The sequence below is a fragment of the Microlunatus sp. GCM10028923 genome (genome assembly GCF_042666975.1).
In the GTDB taxonomy this organism is placed as follows: domain Bacteria; phylum Actinomycetota; class Actinomycetes; order Propionibacteriales; family Propionibacteriaceae; genus Microlunatus.
This window is the reverse complement of record NZ_JBHTFF010000004.1, coordinates 161,053-183,850: the sequence shown is the minus strand read 5'-3', so window position 1 is coordinate 183,850 and position 22,798 is coordinate 161,053. Positions and strand designations below refer to the sequence as shown.

Annotated in this window: 18 protein-coding genes; 16 read left to right on the top strand and 2 right to left on the bottom strand. The window is 69.7% G+C overall.

The annotated features are described in order from the left end of the window. Window positions 1-6 precede the first annotated feature (6 nt). Window positions 7-1,731, top strand: a complete 1,725-nt coding sequence (locus tag ACFQU4_RS11085; RefSeq protein ID WP_377491082.1) for an ABC transporter substrate-binding protein — start codon at window positions 7-9, stop codon at window positions 1,729-1,731. Continuing rightward, a complete protein-coding gene (locus ACFQU4_RS11080; protein ID WP_377491079.1) occupies window positions 1,728-2,585 on the top strand; it encodes a glycosyl hydrolase family 18 protein in 858 nt (285 codons plus the stop codon). The genes ACFQU4_RS11085 and ACFQU4_RS11080 overlap by 4 nt, the downstream gene beginning before the upstream one ends. Here ACFQU4_RS11080 and ACFQU4_RS11075 read toward each other — a convergent pair. Then, entirely contained in the window at window positions 2,573-3,544 is a 972-nt protein-coding gene (locus tag ACFQU4_RS11075; protein WP_377491076.1) for an aldo/keto reductase, read from the bottom strand. The genes ACFQU4_RS11080 and ACFQU4_RS11075 overlap by 13 nt on opposite strands. A 137-nt stretch (window positions 3,545-3,681) precedes the next feature. Between ACFQU4_RS11075 and ACFQU4_RS11070 the strand changes: the two genes are divergently transcribed. The 10 genes from ACFQU4_RS11070 to ACFQU4_RS11025 all read left to right on the top strand — a co-directional run bounded on the left by ACFQU4_RS11070 (window position 3,682) and on the right by ACFQU4_RS11025 (window position 16,826). Continuing rightward, window positions 3,682-5,649, top strand: a complete 1,968-nt coding sequence (locus tag ACFQU4_RS11070) for an ArnT family glycosyltransferase (RefSeq protein ID WP_377491073.1) — start codon at window positions 3,682-3,684, stop codon at window positions 5,647-5,649. Then, a complete protein-coding gene (locus ACFQU4_RS11065) occupies window positions 5,646-6,854 on the top strand; it encodes a glycosyltransferase (protein WP_377491070.1) in 1,209 nt (402 codons plus the stop codon). Before ACFQU4_RS11070 ends, ACFQU4_RS11065 begins: the two co-directional genes overlap by 4 nt. 70 nt (window positions 6,855-6,924) lie before the next feature. Next, a complete protein-coding gene (locus tag ACFQU4_RS11060; RefSeq protein WP_377491067.1) occupies window positions 6,925-9,849 on the top strand; it encodes a Na+/H+ antiporter subunit A in 2,925 nt (974 codons plus the stop codon). Then, a complete protein-coding gene (locus tag ACFQU4_RS11055; RefSeq protein ID WP_377491064.1) occupies window positions 9,846-10,388 on the top strand; it encodes a Na(+)/H(+) antiporter subunit C in 543 nt (180 codons plus the stop codon). Before ACFQU4_RS11060 ends, ACFQU4_RS11055 begins: the two co-directional genes overlap by 4 nt. Further along, the gene (locus ACFQU4_RS11050; RefSeq protein ID WP_377491061.1) at window positions 10,385-11,917 is read left to right on the top strand and encodes a Na+/H+ antiporter subunit D; all 1,533 of its coding nucleotides are present in this window, start codon (window positions 10,385-10,387) and stop codon (window positions 11,915-11,917) included. The genes ACFQU4_RS11055 and ACFQU4_RS11050 overlap by 4 nt, the downstream gene beginning before the upstream one ends. Further along, window positions 11,914-12,489, top strand: coding sequence for a Na+/H+ antiporter subunit E (locus tag ACFQU4_RS11045; protein ID WP_377491058.1), 576 nt, complete (start codon window positions 11,914-11,916; stop codon window positions 12,487-12,489). Before ACFQU4_RS11050 ends, ACFQU4_RS11045 begins: the two co-directional genes overlap by 4 nt. Further along, entirely contained in the window at window positions 12,486-12,806 is a 321-nt protein-coding gene (locus ACFQU4_RS11040; protein WP_377491056.1) for a monovalent cation/H+ antiporter complex subunit F, read from the top strand. The genes ACFQU4_RS11045 and ACFQU4_RS11040 overlap by 4 nt, the downstream gene beginning before the upstream one ends. Continuing rightward, window positions 12,803-13,207, top strand: coding sequence for a monovalent cation/H(+) antiporter subunit G (gene mnhG / locus ACFQU4_RS11035; RefSeq protein ID WP_377491053.1), 405 nt, complete (start codon window positions 12,803-12,805; stop codon window positions 13,205-13,207). Before ACFQU4_RS11040 ends, mnhG begins: the two co-directional genes overlap by 4 nt. A gap of 9 nt (window positions 13,208-13,216) precedes the next feature. Next, entirely contained in the window at window positions 13,217-13,843 is a 627-nt protein-coding gene (locus ACFQU4_RS11030; protein WP_377491050.1) for a pyridoxamine 5'-phosphate oxidase family protein, read from the top strand. Window positions 13,844-14,132: 289 nt separating this feature from the next. After that, on the top strand, window positions 14,133-16,826 hold the full coding sequence (locus ACFQU4_RS11025; protein WP_377491047.1) for an Rne/Rng family ribonuclease: 2,694 nt from the start codon (window positions 14,133-14,135) through the stop codon (window positions 16,824-16,826). On the opposite strand, the gene ACFQU4_RS11020 is transcribed toward ACFQU4_RS11025, so the two are convergent. Beyond that, window positions 16,827-17,705: an aminoglycoside phosphotransferase family protein gene (locus ACFQU4_RS11020; protein ID WP_377491044.1), complete on the bottom strand. Its 879-nt coding sequence runs from the start codon at window positions 17,703-17,705 to the stop codon at window positions 16,827-16,829. A 358-nt stretch (window positions 17,706-18,063) separates the two neighbouring features. On the opposite strand from ACFQU4_RS11020, the gene ACFQU4_RS11015 reads away from it, so the two are divergent. From ACFQU4_RS11015 to ACFQU4_RS11000, 4 genes are read left to right on the top strand one after another with little or no spacing between them, the layout of a single operon-like run. Further along, complete coding sequence (locus tag ACFQU4_RS11015) at window positions 18,064-19,494, top strand: extracellular solute-binding protein (protein WP_377491041.1); 1,431 nt, start codon at window positions 18,064-18,066, stop codon at window positions 19,492-19,494. A gap of 2 nt (window positions 19,495-19,496) precedes the next feature. Next, on the top strand, window positions 19,497-20,447 hold the full coding sequence (locus ACFQU4_RS11010) for a carbohydrate ABC transporter permease (RefSeq protein ID WP_377491036.1): 951 nt from the start codon (window positions 19,497-19,499) through the stop codon (window positions 20,445-20,447). Beyond that, window positions 20,444-21,346, top strand: coding sequence for a carbohydrate ABC transporter permease (locus ACFQU4_RS11005; RefSeq protein ID WP_377491033.1), 903 nt, complete (start codon window positions 20,444-20,446; stop codon window positions 21,344-21,346). Before ACFQU4_RS11010 ends, ACFQU4_RS11005 begins: the two co-directional genes overlap by 4 nt. Then, entirely contained in the window at window positions 21,346-22,728 is a 1,383-nt protein-coding gene (locus tag ACFQU4_RS11000; RefSeq protein WP_377491030.1) for a sulfatase-like hydrolase/transferase, read from the top strand. The genes ACFQU4_RS11005 and ACFQU4_RS11000 overlap by 1 nt, the downstream gene beginning before the upstream one ends. Window positions 22,729-22,798 lie beyond the last annotated feature (70 nt).

Here is a 22,798-nt window from a genome sequence, read left to right as displayed (position 1 = left end):
AGTGCCATGAAGATCAAGAAGGGATGGGCCGTCGCCGCCGCGGCCGCGGTGTTCGCCCTCGGCGCCTGCTCCGGCGGGAGCTTCGGCAACAAGCCGGCCGAGGCGACCAACGACGGGATCATGACCGTTGCGCTGAACACGAACCCCGGTGTCGGCGAGTCGAACCAGTTCGTCAAGAACTGGAACTTCTGGGCGGTCGGTGGCAAGGGCGTCGCGCCGGGCATGACGCTGCTGTACGAGACGCTGCTGGGACTCGACAAGGCCCAGCCGGGCAAGCTGACCCCGGCGCTGGCGGAGTCGTACGAGATGAAGGACGGCGGCAAGCAGCTGGTCTACCACCTGCGCAAGGGCGTGAAGTGGTCCGACGGCGTGGAGTTCACCTCGAAGGACGTGAAGTGGACCTACGACCGCGCGATCGGCGACGCGTGCACCGACCGGGTGAAGGGCGAGGACGGCGAGTGGGACTACAAGTGCTGGGTCGCCTCGAAGGTGCAGACGCCTGATCCGTACACGGCGATCATCCAGTTCAACGAGCCGGATCGCCAGCAGGTGCTGAACTTCGCCGCCTGGTATCCGATCTTCCCCGAACACGTCTGGTCCAAGAAGAACGTCGACAAGGACCAGAATCTCGAGCCGGTCGGCACCGGGCCGTTCCGGGTCAAGGACTTCAAGCCGGAGATCATCAAGTACGAGCTGCGCGAGGACTACTGGGGCGGGCCGAGCAAGGGCGTCAAGGAGGTCCACCTCATCCCCGGTGCCAGCGTCGGTGCCCGGCAGGCCCAGCTGAGCCGTGGCGAGATCGACTGGACGGTCGGGTCGGCGGCCGGCGTGCTGACCGACTTCGTCCAGCCGGACCCGCAGAACAATCACTACCGGTTCTATCCCAACGGTGGTGGCTACGGCGTGATCTTCAACCACACCGTTGCTCCGTTCGACAACCTCGAGGTACGCAAGGCGATGCGGAGCGCGGTCGACCCGACGAAGGCCCGGGACGCGGCCGCGGTCGGCTACACCATCCCGACGCCGGCCGGGCTCGACCCGACCATGTACGCGCCGGTGCTGACGCCGGAGACCTCCCAGCCGCAGCAGCAGGATCTCGAAGCGGCGAAGGCGAGCCTGGCCGCGAGCGGCTACACCGTGAACCCGGCCGGGAATCTGGAGAAGGACGGCAAGGAGTTCCCGATCACGCTCTACGTCAACGTCTCGAATGATCAAGACATGCAGGCGGGGCCGATCTTCGTCTCCCAGTGGAAGGAGGTGCTCGGCCTGAACGTCAAGATCCAGACCCCGGCCGAGACGGTGTTCAACAAGGCGGCCTCGAAGGGGGAGTACCCGCTGTTCTTCGGCACCGTGGCCGGCGGCACCTCGATGTACTTCGCCTACCAGGGCTACTCGGTGCAGAACACGGTCGCGATCGGCGCCGAGTCGCCGTCGGTGAACTACGGTCGCTGGAAGAACGCCAAGGTCTCCGATGCCGCGTATGGGTTGCAGGACGTCGATCCCGGCGACTTCGACGGCACCAGCCCGCTGGCCGGCGTGATCGCCGAGCAGGCCCTGGCCGAGGCGCCGTTCATCGCCACCGAGGGCACCGGTTACCAGGTCATGTGGTCCAGCCGGAAGTGGGACGGGATGCCGGAGACCGGGCAGCCGTACGTTCCGTCGCTGGACAACTACCAGGATCCGATCCAGACCATCCTCGCCATGACCCCGTCGACGCCGAAGAACCCATGACCGGGCGGTTGATGGTCTACCACCAGTCGCACGGGACCGGGGCGGACTTCGTCGAGCTGCAGCCGATGATCGCGTCCGGCCGGCTGACCCAGTTGATCATCGCGGCCGTCCACATCACCGACGACGGCCGGATCGTGCTGAACGACCATGATCACGACGATCCGTACCATGATCAGCTCTGGTCGGAGGTGTCGCGGGTCCGGGCGGCCGGGGTGCCGGTGCTGGCAATGGTCGGCGGCTGGGCGCCCGGCACCACCGACAAGCTCGACGGCGCCGGACTGGCTCGCTACTACCCGCCGTTACGCGACTTCCTGGCGCGGTACGCGTTCGACGGGATCGACATCGACGTCGAGCAGGACATGTCGCTGGCCGGGGTGATCGCCCTGATCGATGCCCTACGCGCCGACTTCGGCCCGGACTTCGCGATCATCCTGGCACCCGTGGCCAGCGCGCTGGCCGGCGGCGGCAACCTGTCCGGCTTCGACTACGAGGAGCTCTACCGGGAGCGTGGCCATGAGATCGCCTGGGTGAACGCCCAGTTCTACAGCGGGTTCGGGTCGGCCGCCGATCCGGCCGACTACGTCACGATCATCGAGCGCGGCGTCTATCCTCCGGACAAGGTCGTGCTCGGCATGATCGGGAACCCGGCGGACGGGCATGGCTACGTCGACGTGGACCGGGTGGCCGAGACCGTACGGGACCTGGTGCAGCGCTATCCGGAGTTCGGCGGGGTGGACGTCTGGGAGTACTTCCGGGCGCTGCCCGGCGGTCGCTCGGAGCCCTGGCGCTGGATCGACCTGATGGCCGACGCGATGACGCCCGGGCCCCGGGCGACGAGCGATCACCAGGCGTAGTCCTCCGGGGCCGTCTTGTGGCCCGGGAAGATCTCGTCCAGGCGGTCCAGCGTCGCCTGGTCGAGGGTGATCTCCACGGCGCGGAGGGCACCGTCGAACTGCTCCTGGATCCGCGGGCCGATGATCGGCGCGGTCACGGCCGGCTGGTGCAGCAGCCACGCCAGGGCAAGATCACCGGGCTCGTGTCCGAGCTGGGCGGCCAGGTCCTCGTACGCGGTGAGCTGCTCGCGGTGCTCCTCCACCGCCTGGGCGGCGCGACCCTCGAGCCGGCGGACGCCCTCGTTCACCTTCTTGATCACGCCGCCGAGCAGGCCGCCGTGCAGCGGCGACCACGGGATGATGCCGATGCCGTAGTGCTGCGCGGCCGGGATGACCTCGAGCTCGATGCTGCGCTGGACCAGGTTGTACAGCGACTGCTCGCTGACCAGGCCGAGGTAGCCGCGCCGGTTCGCCGCCTCCTGGGCCTGGGTGATGTGCCAGCCGGCGAAGTTCGAGCTGCCGCTGTACAGCAGTTTGCCCTGCTGGACGGCGACCTCGACGGCCTGCCAGATCTCCTCCCACGGCGTGTTCCGGTCGATGTGGTGGAACTGGTAGAGATCGACGTAGTCGGTCTGCAGCCGCTTCAGGCTGGCGTCCAGGGCGCGCCGGATGTTCAGCGCGGAGAGCTTCCCCTCGTTGGGCCAGGGACCCATGTCGCCGTACACCTTGGTGGCGAGGACGGTGCGCTCGCGGCGGCCGCCGCCGGTGGCGAACCAGCGGCCGATGATCTCCTCGGTCCGGCCGCGGTGATCGGGACCGCCGTAGCCGTTGGCGGTGTCGAAGAAGTTGATCTCGTTGTCGTGGGCCGAGTCCATGATCCGGTGCGCGTCGGGCTCCGGGGTCTGCGGGCCGAAGTTCATCGTGCCGAGGCACAGGCGGGACACCTTGAGGCCGGTGCGGCCGAGCTGTGTGAACTGCATGGTTACCGACAGTAGTCCGCCGGGCCGGGGGCCGGCAGCCGGTGTCCCGGTCGCCGGATCGTCGCACCGGGGAAGCCACAGGGCGACCACAGGCCGATCATGGTGTCCGAAAAGTCGGGACCGGCACGGTTCTTCCCATGACGCCTTCGACACCGATCCCCGTGATCAAGACCCGGGTGATCAAGATCGGCACGCTGGCCGCCCTGCTGATCGGCACCGCAGTGTTCTACCTGTGGGGTCTGTCCGCCTCCGGCTACGCCAACTCCTTCTACTCGGCGGCCGCGCAGGCCGGGTCGCAGGACTGGACCGCCTTCCTGTTCGGCTCGCTCGACCCGTCGAACTCGATCACGGTCGACAAGCCGCCGGCCTCGCTCTGGCTGATGGCGCTGTCGGTCCGGTTGTTCGGTCTCAGCTCGGCCAGCATCCTCGTTCCGCAGGCCCTGCTCGGGGTCGCCACCGTCGCCGTCCTGTACGCCACGGTGCGCCGCACGTCCGGCCACTGGGCCGGGATCGCGGCCGGCGTGATCTTGGCACTGACCCCGGTGGCCACGCTGATGTTCCGGTTCAACAACCCGGACGCCATGCTGGTCTTCCTGATGACCGTCGCCGCGTACGCGACGCTGCGGGCGGTCGAGCGGGCCGGGGTCGGCTGGCTGGTGCTGGCCGGGACGGTGATCGGGTTCGCCTTCCTGACCAAGATGCTGCAGGCCTTCCTGGTGCTGCCGGCGTTCGTCCTGGTCTACCTGATCGCCGCACCGACCAGGTTCCGGAACCGGCTGCTGCACCTGCTGGCCGCGTTCGGCGCCATGATCGTTTCGCTCGGCTGGTGGATCGCGCTGGTCGAACTGCTGCCGGAGAACCTGCGGCCCTACATCGGCGGCTCGCAGCACAACTCGGTGCTGGAGTTGATCTTCGGCTACAACGGCCTGGGCCGGATCACCGGCGAACAGGTCGGCAGTGTCGGCGGCAGTCCCGGCGGCGGCTGGGGCGAGACCGGGCTGACCCGGCTGTTCGACTCGGTGTCCGGCGGCATGATCAGCTGGCTGATCCCGGCGGCGTTGATCTTGGCCGTGGTCGCGGTGATCGCGATCGGGACCCGGCCCAGGCCCGCGGCCCGGCTCAGCCACGCGTCGATCCTGATCTTCACCGGCTGGCTGGTGGTGACCGGGCTGGTGTTCTCCTTCATGGCCGGGATCTACCACGACTATTACACGGTCGCGCTGGCCCCGGCTGTCGCCGGCACGACGGCGGTCGCGGCGGCGGAGCTGTGGCGGCAGCGGGCGCGCTGGCTGAGCCGGATCGGGCTCGCCGCGGCGACCGGCGCGACGACGGCCTGGGCGGTGCTCCTGCTGGCCCGCGCCACGGATCCGTACCCGAGCCTCCGGGTTCCGGTCGCGATCATCGGCGGCCTGGCCACCTTCGGCCTGCTGTTCGCCCCGCAGCTGCCCAAGCACCTGGCCCGGGCCGTGCTGGTCGCCGCCGGGTTGTCCGCGGTGATCGGTCCGGCGGCGTACTCGGCGCAGACCGCGGCCACCGCGCACCAGGGATCGATCGTGACGGCCGGGCCGGTCGAGGGCGGCCCCAGCGGCGGGCGCATGATCATCTACGGCCCTCCGCCCGGCGGGCCGCCGGGCCAGGGCCAACCGGACGGCGGCGGGATGCGGCAGGGCGGTGCCGCACCGCCGGGCCAGGACGGCGCCCGGGAACCGGAGTTCGGCCGGGCCGGCGGCGGCTTCCTCGGCGGCGGTACGGCCAACGAGGAGATCGTCGCCAAGCTGAGGGCGGACGCCGAGGCCTACAGCTGGGCCGCCGCCACGACCGGCTCGCAGTCCGCGGCCACCTACCAGCTGGCGTCCGGCGTGCCGGTGATGGCGATCGGCGGCTTCAACGGCAGCGACCCGAGCCCGACCCTGGCCGAGTTCCAGCAACTGGTCGCCGAGGGCAGGATCCACTACTACCTCGGCGGCGCCGGCGAGGACGAGCGCGGCCGGATGCAGAACGGAGGCAGCCGGGCCGCGGAGGAGATCGCCGCCTGGGTGGCCGACACCTTCACCGGCACCACGATCGACGGCGTCACGGTCTACGACCTGAGCGAGGCGAAGTGAGCCGCCGGCCGGGCGCCGGCCCGACCCTGGAGCTCGTCGTCCCGGTGTACAACGAGGAGGCGGACCTGGCGGCCTCGGTGGTCCGGCTGCACGACCACCTGCGGCAGGCGATGCCGTACTCCTGGCAGCTCACCATCGCCGACAACGCCAGCACCGACGCGACTCCGGCGATCGCCCGCCGGCTGGCGGCCGAGCTGCCCGGCGTCCGCTCGGTCCGGCTGGAGCAGAAGGGCCGCGGCCGCGCCCTCAAGAGCGTCTGGTCGGAGTCGACGGCCGACGTCGTGGCCTACACCGACGTCGATCTGTCGACCGATCTGCGTGCCCTGCTGCCGCTGATCGCGCCGTTGATCACCGGGCACTCCGACGTCGCCATCGGGACCCGGCTGGCGCCGGCCAGCCGGGTCAGCCGCGGCCCGAAGCGGGAGCTGATCTCGCGCGGCTACAACCTGTTGCTCAAGGGCACCCTGGCCGCGTCGTTCTCCGACGCCCAGTGCGGCTTCAAGGCGCTCCGCCGCGAGGTGGCTCGCCGGTTGCTGCCGCTGATCGAGGACGACAACTGGTTCTTCGACACCGAGCTGCTGGTGCTGGCCCAACGGTCCGGGCTGCGGATCCACGAGGTGCCGGTGGACTGGACGGACGATCCGGACAGCCGGGTGGATCTCGTCGCGACCGCCACCGAGGACCTCCGCGGCATCCTCCGGCTGGCCCGTGGGCTGCTGACCGGCCGGATCCCGGTCCGCCGGATCGGCGCCGACCTGCTCGCCTCGCGGCCGGCTCCGGCCAGCGCGGGACTGCTGGCCCAGCTGGTCCGGTTCGGCGCGGTGGGCGTGCTGAGTACGGCGGCGTACTTCCTCATCTATCTCCTGCTCCGCGACGCGGTCGGGCCGCAGCCGGCCAACCTCGTCGCGCTGTTGATCACCGCGATCGCGAACACGGCGACCAACCGCAGGATGACCTTCGGCGTGCAGGGCCGGCGCCGGATGATCACCCACCAGCTCGGCGGCCTGGCCGCCTTCGGCTTCGGGCTGCTGCTGACCAGCGGGTCGCTCTGGCTGCTGCACGCGGTCACGGCCGAACCGGGCCGCGCGGTCGAGGTGATCGTGTTGATCTTCGCCAACGCGGTCGGCACCGTGGTCCGCTTCCTGACGCTGCGGAGGCTCATGACCCGTTCGGATACAATGCCGTATCCCGGCGCGCTTCCGTAGTGTCGACCCTTGTCGCATGGACGTTGCCGGTACCGTCCCAGTAAACGATCCGTGACGACGAGAGGTCCGAGTGACGCTCCTCATCGCCGTGCACTTCGGCGTTGCCATGCTCGCGCCCCTGCTGGCCAGGTGGCTGCGCTGTCGCGCCTACTTCGTGCTCGCGCTGGCTCCGCTGGCGACGGCGATCTGGCTCGGCCTGCAGGGGCCCGCGGTGCTCGCCGGCGAGGTGCCGACCGAGTCGGTGTCCTGGATCCCCGCGCTGGGAATCGATCTCACGTTCCGGCTCGGCATCCTGCAGTGGGTGCTCGGCATGATCGTTTCGTCGGTCGGGGCGCTGGTCCTCTTCTACTGCCGCTGGTATTTCGCGGACGAGGACCCGGCACCGCGGACCAGCGCCGTGCTGACCGCGTTCGCCGGCGCGATGCTCGGCCTGGTCACCGCCGACGACCTGATCGTGCTGTACGTGTTCTGGGAGCTGACCACGGTCTTCTCCTATCTGCTGATCGGGCACAAGCCGACCCGCAGCGCCAACCGGCGGGCCGCCCTGAACGCCCTGATCGTGACCACGTTCGGCGGCCTGGCGATGCTGACCGGGATCATCATGCTGGCCGTCACCTCCGGCACGTTCTCGATCTCGGAGATCCTGTCCCGGGCCGACCTGCAACTGGCCTCGCCGGTGATCGTCGTGGCGGTACTCCTGATCTTGGTCGGCGCGCTGTCGAAATCCGCCCTGGTCCCGTTCCACTTCTGGCTGCCCGGCGCGATGGCGGCGCCGACCCCGATCAGCGCCTATCTGCACGCGGCCGCCATGGTCAAGGCCGGCGTCTATCTGGTCGCCCTGCTGGCGCCGACCTTCGCCGGTCAGCCCGGCTGGCGGCCCGTCGTGCTCACCCTGGGCGCGGTGACGATGATCATCGGTGCCTGGCGGGCCCTGCGGCAGTACGACATCAAGGTGCTGCTGGCGTACGGGACGGTCAGTCAGCTGGGCTTCCTGATCTTCATGTGCGGCCTCGGCACCCGGTCGGCTGAACTGGCCGGCATCGCCATGATCATCTCGCACGCGCTGTTCAAGGCCGCACTGTTCCTGGTGGTGGGCATCGTCGACCGTTCCGCCGGCAGCCGGGACATCCGGCGGCTGTCCGGGCTCGGCCGATCGCTGCCGGTGATCGCGGTCACCGCCGCGCTGGCGTCGGCGTCGATGGCCGCCGTGCCTCCGCTGATCGGGTTCGTCACCAAGGAGGCGGCGTTCGAGTCGCTGACCTATCTGGCCGACGGTGACGGGGTCGGCATCCCCAGGCTGCCGGCGCTGCTGCTGATCGCCGCGATCCTGGTCGGCTCGTCGCTGACCGTCGCCTACTCGCTCCGGTTCCTCTGGGGTACGTTCGCGACCAAGCCGCGGTCGGACGCGCCGGGCGAGGCGGAGCCGACCGGCTGCCGCCGGGTCCCGGCCGGCTTCGCCGCGGCGCCGCTGATCCTGGCCGGCGCCTCGCTGGTCGGCGGCTTCCTCGGACCGCAGCTGACCGCCGCCCTGGAGCCGGTCGCCGCGACGGTGCCGACCGGGCACGAGGGCCACGGCATCGCCCTCTGGCACGGATTCACGCCGCCGCTGCTGATGTCGGCCCTGGTCCTCGTGGTCGGGTATCTGATGTTCCGCCACCGCGACTGGATCGGCCGGATCCAGGCCACCCTGCCGCGGGTGCCGGACGCCCAGGAGACCTACCAGTGGCTGATGCGCGGCCTGGACCGGGTCGCCGTGGAGACGACGGCGCTGACCCAGCGGGGCTCGCTGCCGATCTACCTCGGCGCGATCATGCTGGTGCTCGTCTGCGCTCCCGGTGGGGTGCTGATGATCATGACGGACTTCCCGTCCGGGTTCCGGATCGCCGACTCGCCGGGCCAGGTGCTGGTCGGCGCCGTGATGATCATCGCGGCGTTCGGCGCGGCCACCGCGCGCGGCCGGATGAAGGCGGTGATCCTGGTCGGCGTCACCGGCTACGGCACCGCGCTGCTCTTCCTGCTGCACGGCGCGCCGGATCTGGCCTTGACCCAGATCCTGATCGAGACCGTGATCCTGGTCGTCTTCGTGCTGGTGCTGCGCAAGCTGCCGAAGTACTTCACCAACCGGCCGCTGCACTCCAGCCGCTGGTGGCGCCTGGCGATCGCCGCCGCGGTCGGCTTCGTGATCGCCGCGATCGCCTTCGTGGCCAGCGGTTCCCGGATCGCGCCCCCGGTGTCGACGACGTTCCCGCAGGCGGCCAAGGACTTCGGGTACGGGCTCAACATCGTCAACGTCACCCTGGTCGACATCCGGGCCTGGGACACCATGGGCGAGATTTCGGTGCTCGTGGTCGCCGCGACCGGTGTGGCCAGTCTGATCTTCATCCGGACCAGGAACATCGACCTGACCCGGCTGGCCGGCCCGCGCGGCGGCCGGCGGCGCCGGCTGAACGGCAACGGCGGCAGCATGGTCTGGTTGCGCGGCGGCGTCACGCTGTCCCCGCTGAAGCGGTCGCTGATCTTCGAGGTGGTCACCCGGCTGCTCTTCGGCACCATGATGGTCACCTCGGTGTATCTGCTGCTGGTCGGGCACAACGAGCCCGGCGGCGGGTTCGCCGGCGGCATGGTCGCCGGGATGGCGCTGGTGATCCGCTACCTGGTCGGCGGCCGGCACGAGCTGGACGAGGCGGCACCGGTCGACGCCGGCCGGCTGCTCGGCATCGGACTGATCATCTCCGGCCTCAGCACCGTCGCGCCGATCGCGTTCGGCGGCCGGATCGGGCAGAGCTACGACATCTCGATCGCCGTGTCCTGGTTGGGAAATCCGCACCTGGTCACGTCGGTGTTCTTCGACGTCGGCGTCTACCTGGTGGTGATCGGCGTGATGCTGGATCTGGCCCGCAGCCTCGGTTCCGGGATCGACCAGCACGAGGAGCAGGACCGCACGCCGTCGCCGCTCGGGGCGACCACCGCGGCCGGATCGAAGGCGGCCCGATGAACCCGATCATGGAGCCGAATCTTGCCCTGATCATCCTCGGCGGCGTGCTGATCACGGCCGGCGTGTACCTGCTGCTGGAGCGGTCGCTGACCCGGATCCTGGTCGGCCTGCTGCTGACCGGCAACGGCGTGAACGTGCTGTTCCTGGTCGCCTCCGGTGCGGCCGGGGGAGCGCCGATCATCGGGTCGACGGCACCGGCGGAGATGAGCGACCCGCTGCCGCAGGCCATGGTGCTGACCGCGATCGTGATCACGCTCGGGATGGCGGCATTCCTGCTCACGCTGGCGTACCGGAGCTTCCAGCTGAACGGCAACGACGAGGTCGCGGACGACGTGGAGGACCGCAGGATCCGCGAGCTGGCCGAGGCCGACCTCGCCTCGGCGTCGTACGACGAGGCCGACACCTCCGTACCGTCGGAGGACGAACGGGTGATCATCTCCGAGGACGAGCGCCCCGTCGAGCCGGTGGATCCGGCCGATCTGCCGGAGCCGGACGAGACCGCCTCCGACCCGGCCGGATCAGGGGGTGCCCGGGCATGAACAACCTGTTGCCGCTGCCGGTGCTGCTGCCGCTGGTCGGGGCCGGCGTCGCGCTGGCGCTGAGCCGCCACCCGCGGATCCAGCGGGTCGTCTCGACCGCCGTCCTGCTGCTGGTGCTCGCGATCGAAGGCTTCCTGGTCTACCTGACCGACGCGTTCGGGCCGATCGTGCTGTGGGTCGGCGCCTGGCCGCCGCCGCTCGGGATCGCCCTGGTCGCGGACCGGATGTCGGCCCTGATGCTGGTCGTCTCGTCGCTGGTGACCCTGACGGTGTTGATCTTCGCGATGGGTTCCGATCTCGAGGAACGGCAGCGGGAGACACCGGTCTCGATCTTCCACCCGACCTTCCTGGTGCTGGCCGCGGGCGTCTCGAACGCCTTCCTGGCCGGGGATCTGTTCAACCTGTTCGTCGGCTTCGAGATCCTGCTGTTCGCCTCCTACGTGCTGCTCACCCTGGGCGGCACCGGGGAACGGATCCGGGCCGGCACCACCTACGTCGTGGTCAACCTGCTGTCCTCGCTGCTGTTCCTGGTCACCATCGCGGTGGTCTACGCGGCCACCGGGTCGGTCAACCTGGCCCAGCTGGCCGGCCGGCTCGCCGAGCTGCCGGACCAGCTGCAGCTGATCCTGCAACTGCTGCTGTTGACGGTGTTCGCGATCAAGGCGGCGGTGTTCCCGTTGTCGGCCTGGCTGCCGGACTCGTACCCGACGGCGCCGGCGCCGGTCACCGCCGTGTTCGCGGGCTTGCTGACCAAGGTCGGCGTGTACGCGATCATCCGTACCCAGACCGTGCTGTTCCCGGACAGTCCGCTGACCGGGCTGCTGCTCTGGGCGGCGCTGCTGACCATGATCATCGGCATCCTCGGCGCGGTGGCCCAGTCCGAGATCAAACGAATGCTGTCCTTCACCCTGGTCAGCCACATCGGCTACATGATCTTCGGCATCGCGCTGGCCAGCACCAGCGGCTACGCCGGCGCGATCTTCTACACCGCGCACCACATCACGATCCAGACCACGCTGTTCCTGGTCACCGGGCTGATCGAGCGGCGCGGCGGCACCACGTCATTGAGCGACCTCGGCGGCCTGGCCGCCCTGTCGCCACTGCTCGGGGTCTTGTTCTTCGTGCCGGCGATGAACCTGGCCGGGATCCCGCCGCTGTCCGGCTTCGTCGGCAAGCTCGGTCTGCTCGGCGCCGGGGTCGCCGTCGGCACCCCGCTCGCGTACGTGCTCGTCGCCGGCGGCGTGCTGACCAGCCTGCTCACGCTGTACGCGATGGCGAAGGTGTGGAACCGGGCGTTCTGGCGGTCGGCGCCGGACGGCGTGCCCGACCGGGAGGGCACCCTGACCGTGCGCCGCGGCAAGATCGAACTGCCGCGCGGGATGGTGATCACGGCCGCGTTCCTGGTCCTGATCGGGTTCGCGATCACGTTCATCGCCGGCCCGCTCTACGGCTACGCCGAGCGCGCTGCCGGCGACATGCTGCTCCGAACCCCGTACCTGCAGGCCGTGCTGCCGGAGGGAGTGCGATGAACACCCCACCATCGGACGGCGGCGCCGAACCCGGCCTGCCGCCGCGCCGGAACGGGCTCCAGCCGGCGACGATCATCGTGCTGGCCGTGGTCTGGATCGTGCTCTGGGGCGAACTGTCGCCGATGATCGTGATCAGCGGCCTGCTGGTCGGACTGCTGATCAGCGTGCTGTTCCCGTTGCCGACGGTGCCGTTCGAGGGCCGGCTCCGGCCGGTGCAGCTGATCTGGACGGTGCTGCGGCTGATCGGCGATCTCGTCCTGGCGAGCGTCGACGTGGTCCGGACGATTCTGAGTCCTACGCCGCCGCGCGGTGCCGTGGTCCGGGTCAAGCTGCGGTCCGACTCCGATCTCTATCAGACCCTCACCGCGGAACTGGTGTCGCTGGTGCCGGGCAGCATCGTGATCGAGGCCCGGCGATCCAGTCGGACCCTCTATCTGCACGTCCTCGACGGGACCGGGCCGGACGCGCTGGACCGGGTGCGGCGCGAGGTCCGTACCGCGGAACGACGGGTGCTCGCCTCGCTGGGCAGCAAGGCGGAACGGGCCCGGCTAACCGAGGGGGAGACCTCATGATCGTCACCGTGATCCTCGGCATCGGCGTCGTGCTGCTCGGCGTCGCCGCGGTGCTGACCTTGATCAGGATGTCGAAGGGCCCGAGCACCCTGGACCGGGTGGTCGCCGCCGACGTGATGATCGCGATCGTGATCGCCGCGCTCGCCACCGAGGCCGTGATGCACCGGCACGCGACCACGCTGCCGGTGATCTTGGTCCTGGCGCTGCTCGGGTTCGCCGGGTCGCTCAGCATCGCGCGGTTCGTCTCCGACCGGGACAAGGCCGTGAAGTGGAACGTCCCGCCCGACTTCGACCAGAAGCAGGGGGAGCGGAAATGACCGGCGTGCTGGACGTCGTCGGCGCGGTGCTGGTGCTGATCGGCGCCGTGCTCTGCCTGACCGCGGCGATCGGCCTGCTCCGGCTGCCGGACGTGCTGAGCCGGATGCACGCCGCGACCAAGCCGCAGACGCTCGGCCTGCTCTGCGTGCTGGCCGGGATCGGGTTCACCCTGCGCCATCCGGCCGTGATCGGACTGCTGGTCCTGGTCGGACTGCTGCAACTGTTCACGGCGCCGGTCGCGGCGCACATGGTGGCCCGGACCGCCTACCGGACCCATCAACTGGACGACGACCTGCTGGTCACCGACGAGCTGTCCGACGACCTGTCCGACGCCGGCTTCGAACTCGTCACCCCCGACGACGAGGACACTGATGACAACGGTGGGAGGGGCGCCACGTAGATTGGGCGCATGGGGTGGACCGAGATCACCGACGTGGCTCAGCTCGAGGAACTGATCGGGACGCCGATGCAGCGGGTGCGGGACAAGGTGCGGCCCGCCCTGCACGACGTCGACCGGGCCTGGCTGGAGGCCGCTCCGTTCTGCCTGGTCGCGACGTCGGCCGTCGACGGCAGTTGTGACGTCTCGCCGAAGGGCGATCCCGCCGGGCAGCTCGCGTACGTCATCGACGAGAAGACCATCGCCGTCGCCGAACGGCCGGGCAACCGGCGGGCCGACGGCTACCGCAACATCCTGTCCAACCCGCACGTCGGCCTGATCTTCCTGCTGCCCGGCCGCGGCGACACGCTGAGGATCAACGGCCGGGCCCGGCTCGTCTCCGACGCCGACTTCTTCGACCGGATGGTGGTCAAGGGACACCGCCCGGTGCTCGCGCTGGTGGTCGAGATCGACGAGGTCTTCCACCACTGCAGCAAGGCCTTCCTGCGGTCGCGGCTCTGGGACGCCGACACCTGGGACCTCGACGCCGTACCGTCTCGGCCGGAGATCGCGAAGCTGCTGGAACGGCCCGATTCCTCCCTCGAGGAACTGCGGATCTACTACGGCGAGCAGTACGCCGACAAGCTGTACTCGGCCTGATCCGAAGCCGTGTCGCGCCCGCCGGAAATCGGGAATCCGGTTCAGTTGTGGAATACTGGGTGATGTCCAGGGCGCTCCAAGCGCCAGGACTCGACCGCCCGGTGCATCGAGGTGACAGCTCGAAGCGCCTGGTAGGGGCACCCTTCACCGCGACGCACGGCTTGGCTGTGGACCTGGCTTGCGACCGCGGGAGGCCCTCGGAGTCGACCACTGCAAGCTTTCGCAGCCCGGCCCCGGCCGGAGCAGCTGACGAGATGGCACGTTCAAGGCGTGCCCTGAAGGAGTCCGGATGCTCGAAAATGAGCCCGACACGCATACCCCCGATGAGCCGACGACCCTGTTCGGTGATCCCACGCCGGAGCCGGTGACCAAGCCTCCGGCCCGCCGCCGGGCGGCGACCCGGCCGGCCGGCCCGCCGTCCCCGGCGCCGACGCTCGACCTGCCGACCGAGGCGCCCGCCGAGGCGCCGGCCGCTGAGCCCGAGCCCGAGGCGAAGCCCGCCGCGAAGCGCGCGGCCAAGAAGACCACCTCCCGCCGGACCACCAAGAAGGCTGCCGCGGCCCCGGAGCCCGTCGAGACCCCCGCCGCAGAGGCGCCCGCAGCCGAAGCCCCCGCCGTCGAGACCCCGGCCCCGGTCGAGGAGACTCCCGCCGCTGAGGCGCCCGCAGCCGAGGACGCGCCGAAGACCACCCGCCGCCGGACCAAGAAGGCCGCGGCCGAGCCGGCCGCGAAGAAGCCCGCCCGGAAGCGGGCCAGCAAGAAGACCGCAGCGGCCGAGCCGCCCGCGGAGGAGCCCGCCGTAGCCCCCGAGCCCGCCGCCGAGGTGGCCGAGGTCGAGGAGCCGATCGCGGCCGAGTCGCCGGCGACCGAGCCGGTCGCGGCGGAGGCTGCGATCGAGGAGCCCGCGGCCGAGGACGTACCGGCCGAGGAGGAGCCCGAGGAAGAGGCGACTCCCGCCGAGGACGAGGCATCCGAGACCGCCGGCGACGCGTCGGCGGAGGAGACCGCCGATCCGATCGCCGAGGCGGTCGCCGCGCTGCTGGGCCAGCCCGAGACTGCGCAGGACGACGCCACCGACGACGAGTCGGACGACTCGGCGACCGACGATGCGGGCGATGACGTACCCGATGGTCACCGGCGCCGCCGGCGTCGGCGCGGCGGCCGGCGTCGCCGTCGTGGCGGTGCCGGCGACGGTGACGACGACGAGGCTGTCGCGGAGGCCGACGGGCCGAAGGAGACCGCCGCGGAGCCGGCCGAGTCCGGCGAAGCCGAGGCGGAGTCCGGTGACTCCGAGTCCGAGGGCGACGGCACGCGTCGCCGGCGTCGCCGCCGGCGTCGTCGCGGCGAGGACGGCGACGAGGGTTCGAGCTCCGGCTCGAGCGCCCGGAGCCGTCGGGACACCAAGTCCGAGGTGACCGGGATCGACGGGTCGACCCGGATGGAGGCGAAGCGGCAGCGCCGCCGGGAGGGCCGCGAGGCCGGCCGGCGCCGCGCGCCGATCCTGAGCGAGGCCGAGTTCCTGTCCCGCCGCGAATCGGTCACCCGCAAGATGGTGATCCGGCAGCGCGACGACCTGACCCAGATCGCCGTCCTCGAGGACGACGTGCTGGTCGAGCACTACGTCGACCGCGAGTCGGCGGCGTCGCTGATCGGCAACGTCTACCTCGGCCGGGTGCAGAACGTGCTGCCCTCGATGGAGGCCGCGTTCATCGACATCGGCCGCGGCCGCAACGCGGTGCTCTACGCGGGCGAGCTGGACTGGGACTCGTTCGGCGTGAGCGGCGACGACCGCAAGGTCGAGCGGGTGCTCAAGTCGGGCCAGACGGTGCTGGTCCAGGTCTCCAAGGACCCGGTCGGCGCGAAGGGCGCCCGGCTGACCAACCACGTGACGATCCCCGGCCGCTACATCGTGTACGCGCCCGGCGGTCACCTGTCCGGCATCTCCCGCAAGCTGCCCGACACCGAGCGCAAGCGGCTGAAGGACATCCTGGCCGACCTGGTGCCGGACGATGCGAGCGTCGTGGTCCGTACCGCGGCCGAGGGGGCGAGCGAGGACGAACTGGTCCGCGACGTCAACCGGCTCCGGGCCCAGTGGGAGGACATCGAGAAGAAGGTCAAGTCCGGCAGCGCGCCGCAGTTGCTGTACGGCGAGCCCGACCTGACCGTACGGATCGTCCGCGACCTCTTCACCGAGGACTTCGCCGAGCTGATCGTGCAGGGCAACGGCGGCACCGCCGACTCCTACGACGTGATCCAGTCCTACGTCGGTCACGTCGCACCGCACCTGGCCGACCGGATGAAGCGCTGGGAGGGCGACGAGAACAGCGACCTGTTCGCCGAGTTCCGGCTGGACGAGCAGATCGCGAAGGCCCTGGAGCGCAAGGTGTTCCTGCCGTCCGGTGGATCGCTGATCATCGACCGGACCGAAGCGATGACGGTGATCGACGTCAACACCGGCAAGTTCACCGGTAGCGGCGGCAACCTCGAGGCGACCGTCACCAGCAACAACCTGGAGGCGGCCGAGGAGATCGTCCGCCAGCTCCGGCTCCGCGACATCGGCGGCATCATCGTGATCGACTTCATCGACATGGTGCTGCCGAGCAACCGCGAACTGCTGCTGCGCCGGCTGGTCGAGTGCCTCGGCCGTGACCGGACCCGGCACCAGGTCGCCGAGGTGACCAGCCTCGGCCTGGTTCAGCTGACCCGGAAGCGGATCGGCACTGGCCTGTTGGAGGCCTTCAGCACGCCCTGCCCGCACTGCAACGGACGCGGACTCGAACTGCACGACGTGCCGGTCGAGTCGCAGGCCCAGCCCGACGGCGGCGCCCGCGAACAGCATCGCGGTGGTGGCGGCGGCGGTGGCGGTGGCCGGGGCGGCCGTGGCCGGTCCCGTTCGCGTGGCGGCAGTGGTGGCGGCAACCAGAACGGTGCCCACTCCGACGGCGAGCAGAAGAACGAACAGAAGGCGGAACAGCCCGCCTGATCAACCCCGGATCGGGGAACGCCGGCCGTTCGGGTCGAAGAGCGTTCCCCGATCATGGCGGTCGCTGAAGTTGCGCAGCGCATGATCACGGAGGTCGGTCGAACCGGCCAGCTGGGCCGCTGCCGCGACCTGGAGCGACAGCGTCGCGCGGTGCGTCATCGCCCGGGCGAGCACCTCGGCCGAGCAGAGCGGCGCGACGGCATCGGCGCCGTGGAACCCGATCAGCGGTGCAAGGTCGATCGCCGGATCACCGACGCAGGCATGATCAAGATCGAACACTCCGGCGACTCGTCCGTCGACGTCCCAGAGCAGGTTGTGCGGGCCGAAGTCGCCGTGGCACACGGCCGGAACGGCGTCCTGCTCGGTGATGATCACCTCCTCGATGCGATCGCGGGCCGCTCCGCGCGCCGAGGTCGGTAGGAGCGGTACCAGCTCCGCCGAGACCAACGCTGGCCACTGGCGACCGCCGCACCAGGACCGCGGTTCCGGCAGCGCCATGTCTTGGCTCGGATCCAGTTGGGCGAAGGCGTCGAGCACCGTCCGGTAGGACGCTCCCCGTACCTCCTCGAGGTCGGCGGGATCACTGCGCCCCGGCACCCGAGTGATCAACACCGCCGACCAGCGGTCGCGGTGGTGCGGCCCGTCCAGCAGCCGGGGGAGCGGGATCGAGGTCCCGCTGCCGGCGAACGTCCGCAGGATCCCCGCCTCACGTTCCGTACGGCCGGCGAACCCCGTGCCCGTCGTGATCCTGGCGATCGGTCCGTCGGGCGGGGTGATCACCGTGTGGAAGGCGCCCGACGTGATCACCGCGCCGGTCCAGTCGACGTCCGGCCAGTGATCGGAAGCGAAGGTACGAAGCTCCGACGCCGACTCGTCCATCCGCGCATTCTCCCATCCATCCGCGGGCAGTCCCCGAGCCAGCCGCCCGAGCACATTAACCTTCATGTCATCGGTACGGAGTGGCGCGTTCATCGGCATCCGCTGAGATACAGGATGTTCGGTCTTGACAAGCAATTGTCATCCGGGCGAACCTAGCCAAGGAACATTAACGTTCATGCATTGGCTAGTGCACCTCCTCGACGCGTCAAAGGCTGTCGCGGCTCACCACTTCACGAGAGGCTCGGCCATGGCTCACGCCGGATCTGATCTTGTTCGCACGCGCACGCGCCCGCGTACCCTGCCCCGCCGCGCCGCGCTCGGCCTGCTCGGGGCGGGAGTGGCTCTGGCCGGTTGCCGGGTGCAGACGTCCGCGCCCGAGCAGTCCGGCGGCGTGCGGGCCGTCGAGTTGCCGGACTCCAAGGCGGAGCTGCCGACCGGCGACGTCACGTTCCGCTGGCTCGACGGCGGCGGTAACCGGCAGCTGTTCCTGGATCCGCTGTTCGCGGCCTACCAGGCGAAGCACGGCAACATCACGGTGCAGTACGACGCCACCAACATGGACACGGTCAACGAGACGATCCCGCTGGGCGTACGGAACGGAACGGCTCCGGACGTGTTCGCCATCGGCAACAAGATCGAACACCGCACCGCGATCGAGGACGGCTGGTGCCAGCCGATCGAGGACCTGGTGCCGGACTTCGAGGCGTGGCGGGCGGCGTTCCCGGCGGACGCGTTCGTCCCCAACGTGCACGTCTTCGACGGCAAGACGTACAGCTTCCCGCTGAACGGCAGCGGCGAGATCACCGAGATGTTGATCTTCAGCACCGAACTGACCGAGCGGGCCGGGATCGATCCGACCCGCGACCTCGGCACCTGGGACCAGTTCCGGGCGGCGGCGAAGAAGATCACCGAGGCCGGCGACGGCGCGTTCTACGGACTGATGAACAGCCGCACGCCGGTGAAGATCGTCGAGGGCCTGCTCGCGACCGCCGGCTGGTACGGGGAGCTGGACTTCAAGACCGGGCGGTACCACTACGACGCTGCCGAGGTGAACGACGTGGTCGACCTCGTCCTGGCGATGCACCAGGACGGCAGCCTCTGGCCGGACTTCGCCGGCATCAGCGCCGCCGACGCACGCGGTCGGATGCCCAACAACGTCGCCGGACTGCAGGTCGACGGGCCGTTCTCGATCGCGGAGTGGGAGCAGGCCGAATGGAGCTTCGGGTTCACCACGATGCCGACGCCGGAGGCGGGCGCGACGTACACCAACTCCTACAGCTACGGCGGTGGCGGCAACGTCTTCGTGTTCGCCAAGGCGGCCAACCCGGCGGTCGCGGGTGACCTGTTCTCCTACCTCGGCAGCCTGGCCGGGCAGACCGAGATGGTGATCCAGTCCCGCGGAGCGCTGCTGCCCAGCCTGCCCGAGGCGCAGCAGCAGGCCGAGCAGGCCGGCAGCGAACTGAATCCGCACTTCGCGAAGGTACGGGAGCTGTCGGCTGACGTGATGCGGGTCGAGCCGGTGCCGGTGGTCCGCAACGGCGACGTGGCCAAGGTGGCGCCCAAGCCGGTCACGCCGAACTTCGCCGATCTGCTCGGTGGCATGCTGACCGGCCAGGTGAGCGACATCAAGAAGGAACTGCGCAAGCTCAACGACGGGCTCAACCGGGCCCTGGACGACGCGATCGCCGAGGCTCGCGGCAAGGGCGCCGAGGTGTCCCGGGACGACTACGTCTTCGGCAACTGGGATCCGGCCAAGGACTACGGCCAGGCCGACTACGACGCGCTCTGATCATGAGACGGTCCTGGCGTGCGACCACGGTTCGGTGGTGCTACCTGTTCATGATCCCGGCGGGCGTGCTGGCCGCCCTGTTCACCTTCTACCCGATGGTGATGTCCTGGTGGTACTCGTTGCTGGACTGGTCCGGCTTCACGGCCGACGCCGAGTTCGTCGGCCTGGAGAACTACTGGCGGCTGCTCCATGATCAGCAGTTCTGGTCGGCGTTCGGCCGGTCGATGTTGTTCGTCCTGGTCGGGACCCCGGTCCGGGTCGTCCTCTCCTTGATCATCGCGATCGTCCTCAATGATCAGCTGCTGAAGCTGGCGCCGGTCTTCCGTACCTTCATCTTCATTCCGGTGATCACGACATCCGCGGTCGTCGGTGTCGTGATGAGCTTCATGCTGGGGTCCTACCAGGGCCCGGTGAACCAGGTGCTGACGACGCTGAACCTGGTCGACCAGCCGGTCAAGTTCCTGTCCGACCCCGACGTCGCGCTGTGGACCGTGATCGCGGTCCAGGTGTGGAAGTCCACCGGGCACACCATGATCTACTGGCTGGCCGCCCTGCAGACCGTACCGGCGACGTATCACGAGGCGGCCCGGGTGGACGGCGCCGGCCCGCTCCGGGTGGCCCGGCACATCACCTGGCCGATCCTGATGCCGTTCGCGGTCGTGATCATCATCCTGACCGCGCAGAGCGACCTGCACGCCTTCTCGCTGGTTCAGTCGATGACCGAGGGCGGGCCGTACTTCAGCACCCAGGTGATCGAGGTGTTCATCTACCAGACGGCCTTCGCCGCCGGCAGCAGCGAGAGCGGGAACGCCGGGGTGACCCAGCTCGGCTACGCCTCGGCGGCCGGCTGCTTCTTCGGTACGGTCACCTTGATCATCGCGGTCGGGCAGGCCTGGGCGGTACGCAAGCTCAACCAGGTCCGCGGCCAGCTCGTCGAAGCGGGGGATTCATGATCACGACAGCGACGCCGCCGGAGTCGGTCGGCACGGACGTCGATCGCGGCCCGCGCCGGATCCGGCGCCATCGACCCCGCACGGTGATCCGGTTGACGGTCATCTCGGCGATCTTGTTCCCACTCTGTCTGCTCTGGATCTATCCGTTCATCTGGATGGTGTCGGCGTCGGTGAAGAGCAACAAGGAGATCTTCGCCGGCCTGAACCCGTTTCCGGAGATCGTCCGGCTGGACAACTACGTGCGCGCCTGGGAACAGGCCAACATCGGCCGCTACTTCTTCAATTCGGTGTTCATCACGGTCTTCTCGATCATCATCTCGGTCACTGCGACGGCCTTGATCGGGTACGTACTGGGTCGCTACCGGTTCCCGGGGAAGAAGGTGATCATCGGCCTGTTCGCGGCCGCGGTGTTCCTGCCGGAGGGCTACACGATCATCCCGATCTTCGACCTGATCTCCAACCTCGGGCTGAGCGGCAGTCTCTGGGGCGTGACGCTGGCGGAGGCGGGCGGGGCCCATGTGGTGGCGACCCTGCTGTTCGCCGGCTACTTCCGGCAACTGCCCGGCGAGCTGGAGGAGGCGGCCCGGATCGACGGTGCCGGCTTCTTCCGGATCTTCGGGTCGATCTATCTGCCGTTGGCGAAACCGGTGATCGCGACCGCGGTGATCCTGCAGTTCATGCACTCGTGGAACTCGTTCCTGCTGCCGCTGGTGCTGACCCTGTCCCGGCCGGAGCTGCGAACCCTGGCGGTCGGCGTCTATTCCTTCCGGGGCGAATACCTGAACGACTGGTCCGGCATGGCGGCCGCGTCCACGATCTCGCTGATCCCGATCATCGTCGTGTTCCTGATCTTGCAGCGCTACTTCGTGGAGAGCATCGCCGGGGCGGTGAAGAACTGATGCCGAACGTCGTGCTGTTCATGAGCGACGAGCACAGTCCGCGCTACTCGTCGACGTACGGCCACCCGTTCGTTGAGACGCCACAGCTGGATCGGCTGGCGCGCCGGGGAACGGTGTACGAGAGCGCCTACTGCCCGTCGCCGCTGTGCGTGCCGTCCCGGTCGTCGTTCATGACCGGCCGGTGGGCGCACGAGATCCAGCGCTACAACAACTGCAAGGTGATCGAGGGCCGGTTTCCCAGCTACGGCGGGGTGCTGGCCGAACAGGGCGTCCACACGACCTACCTCGGCAGCGCGTCCAACCTCTATCGCGACCCGGCCCGGCTCGGCTTCTCCGAGCTCCGCCTGGTCGAGACCACGCGACGCTCGCTGAACCCGACGGCGGTCCGCGGCGGCGAGGATCGACCGGGCGTGCCGCGGAGCACCGCCGACTCCGGCAGCCGGCCCGACCGGTTCGCCGTCGACGTCGAGTTCGTCGATGCCGCGGTCGACTGGTTGATCAACACGGCGCCGAGGCTCGGCCGACCGTGGACGATCACGGTCAACGTGCACCCGCCGCATCCGCCGCACACGGCCGATCCGGCCGGCTGGGCCCGGTACGAGGGGCTCGGTGATCTGCCTCGCTTCGGTGCCGATCACCCGGCGGCGCAGCACCCGTACACCAGGGATCTGCGTGATCATGGCGGCTGGGACTACCCGGACGACCTGGTCCGACGGCTCCGAGCCGGCTACTACGCGGCGGTGAGCTACGTCGACCACGAGCTCGGCCGGGTGATCGACGCGGTGGACCGGGCCGGGCTCGGCGACGACACGGTGATCGGCTACACGACCGATCACGGCGAGATGCTCGGCCGCTACGGGGTCTGGGGCAAGCGCAGCCTCCACGAGGATTCGGTACGGATCCCGCTCGTCGTGGCCGGCCCGGGCTTCGCGGCCGGGTCCAGGGTCAGGACACCGGTCGGGCTGCTGGATCTGCAGGCGTCGTTGTTCCATGCGGTGGGTGCCGATCGGCCGGGGGATTGGCACGGCACGCCGCTCCAGCTGATCGACCGCGATGATCAGGAACGGGTGGCGTTCTCCGAATATCACGGCCACGAGGTCCGCGGCGGCGGCTTCGTGATCAGGCGGGGTGACTGGAAGTTGATCTACAACCTCGCCGCGCCGCACCAGCTGTTCGACCTGAGCACCGACCCGGACGAGCTCGACGACCTGGCGGCGGACCGGCCGGAGGTGCTCGCCGACCTGGAGGCCGCGCTGTTCGCGATCTGTGACCCGGCGGCGGTGGACCGCGACGCCGACGCCTTCCAGGCGCGCCAGCTCGAGGTGATCGCCGGCTTTCGGCGCTCGGTGCCGGAGGAGGTCCTCGACGTCCCGTGGACCTGACGGCCGGGTTGACCGGGCCGGCCGGACCTCGGTAATAGTGTGGCGGCATCCGAGACGAAGGGGGTTCATC

Excerpts from the sequence above, each read along its gene's own strand:
- ACFQU4_RS11070 (WP_377491073.1), top strand. The coding sequence starts at position 3,682 with ATGACGCCTTCGACACCGATCCCCGTGATCAAGACCCGGGTGATCAAG.
- ACFQU4_RS11080 (WP_377491079.1), top strand. The coding sequence starts at position 1,728 with ATGACCGGGCGGTTGATGGTCTACCACCAGTCGCACGGGACCGGGGCG.
- ACFQU4_RS11045 (WP_377491058.1), top strand. The coding sequence starts at position 11,914 with ATGAACACCCCACCATCGGACGGCGGCGCCGAACCCGGCCTGCCGCCG.
- ACFQU4_RS11050 (WP_377491061.1), top strand. The coding sequence starts at position 10,385 with ATGAACAACCTGTTGCCGCTGCCGGTGCTGCTGCCGCTGGTCGGGGCC.
- ACFQU4_RS11005 (WP_377491033.1), top strand. The coding sequence starts at position 20,444 with ATGATCACGACAGCGACGCCGCCGGAGTCGGTCGGCACGGACGTCGAT.
- mnhG (WP_377491053.1), top strand. The coding sequence starts at position 12,803 with ATGACCGGCGTGCTGGACGTCGTCGGCGCGGTGCTGGTGCTGATCGGC.
- ACFQU4_RS11055 (WP_377491064.1), top strand. The coding sequence starts at position 9,846 with ATGAACCCGATCATGGAGCCGAATCTTGCCCTGATCATCCTCGGCGGC.
- ACFQU4_RS11025 (WP_377491047.1), top strand. The coding sequence starts at position 14,133 with ATGCTCGAAAATGAGCCCGACACGCATACCCCCGATGAGCCGACGACC.
- ACFQU4_RS11075 (WP_377491076.1), bottom strand. The coding sequence starts at position 3,544 with ATGCAGTTCACACAGCTCGGCCGCACCGGCCTCAAGGTGTCCCGCCTG.
- ACFQU4_RS11010 (WP_377491036.1), top strand. The coding sequence starts at position 19,497 with ATGAGACGGTCCTGGCGTGCGACCACGGTTCGGTGGTGCTACCTGTTC.
- ACFQU4_RS11000 (WP_377491030.1), top strand. The coding sequence starts at position 21,346 with ATGCCGAACGTCGTGCTGTTCATGAGCGACGAGCACAGTCCGCGCTAC.
- ACFQU4_RS11085 (WP_377491082.1), top strand. The coding sequence starts at position 7 with ATGAAGATCAAGAAGGGATGGGCCGTCGCCGCCGCGGCCGCGGTGTTC.
- ACFQU4_RS11020 (WP_377491044.1), bottom strand. The coding sequence starts at position 17,705 with ATGGACGAGTCGGCGTCGGAGCTTCGTACCTTCGCTTCCGATCACTGG.
- ACFQU4_RS11030 (WP_377491050.1), top strand. The coding sequence starts at position 13,217 with ATGGGGTGGACCGAGATCACCGACGTGGCTCAGCTCGAGGAACTGATC.
- ACFQU4_RS11040 (WP_377491056.1), top strand. The coding sequence starts at position 12,486 with ATGATCGTCACCGTGATCCTCGGCATCGGCGTCGTGCTGCTCGGCGTC.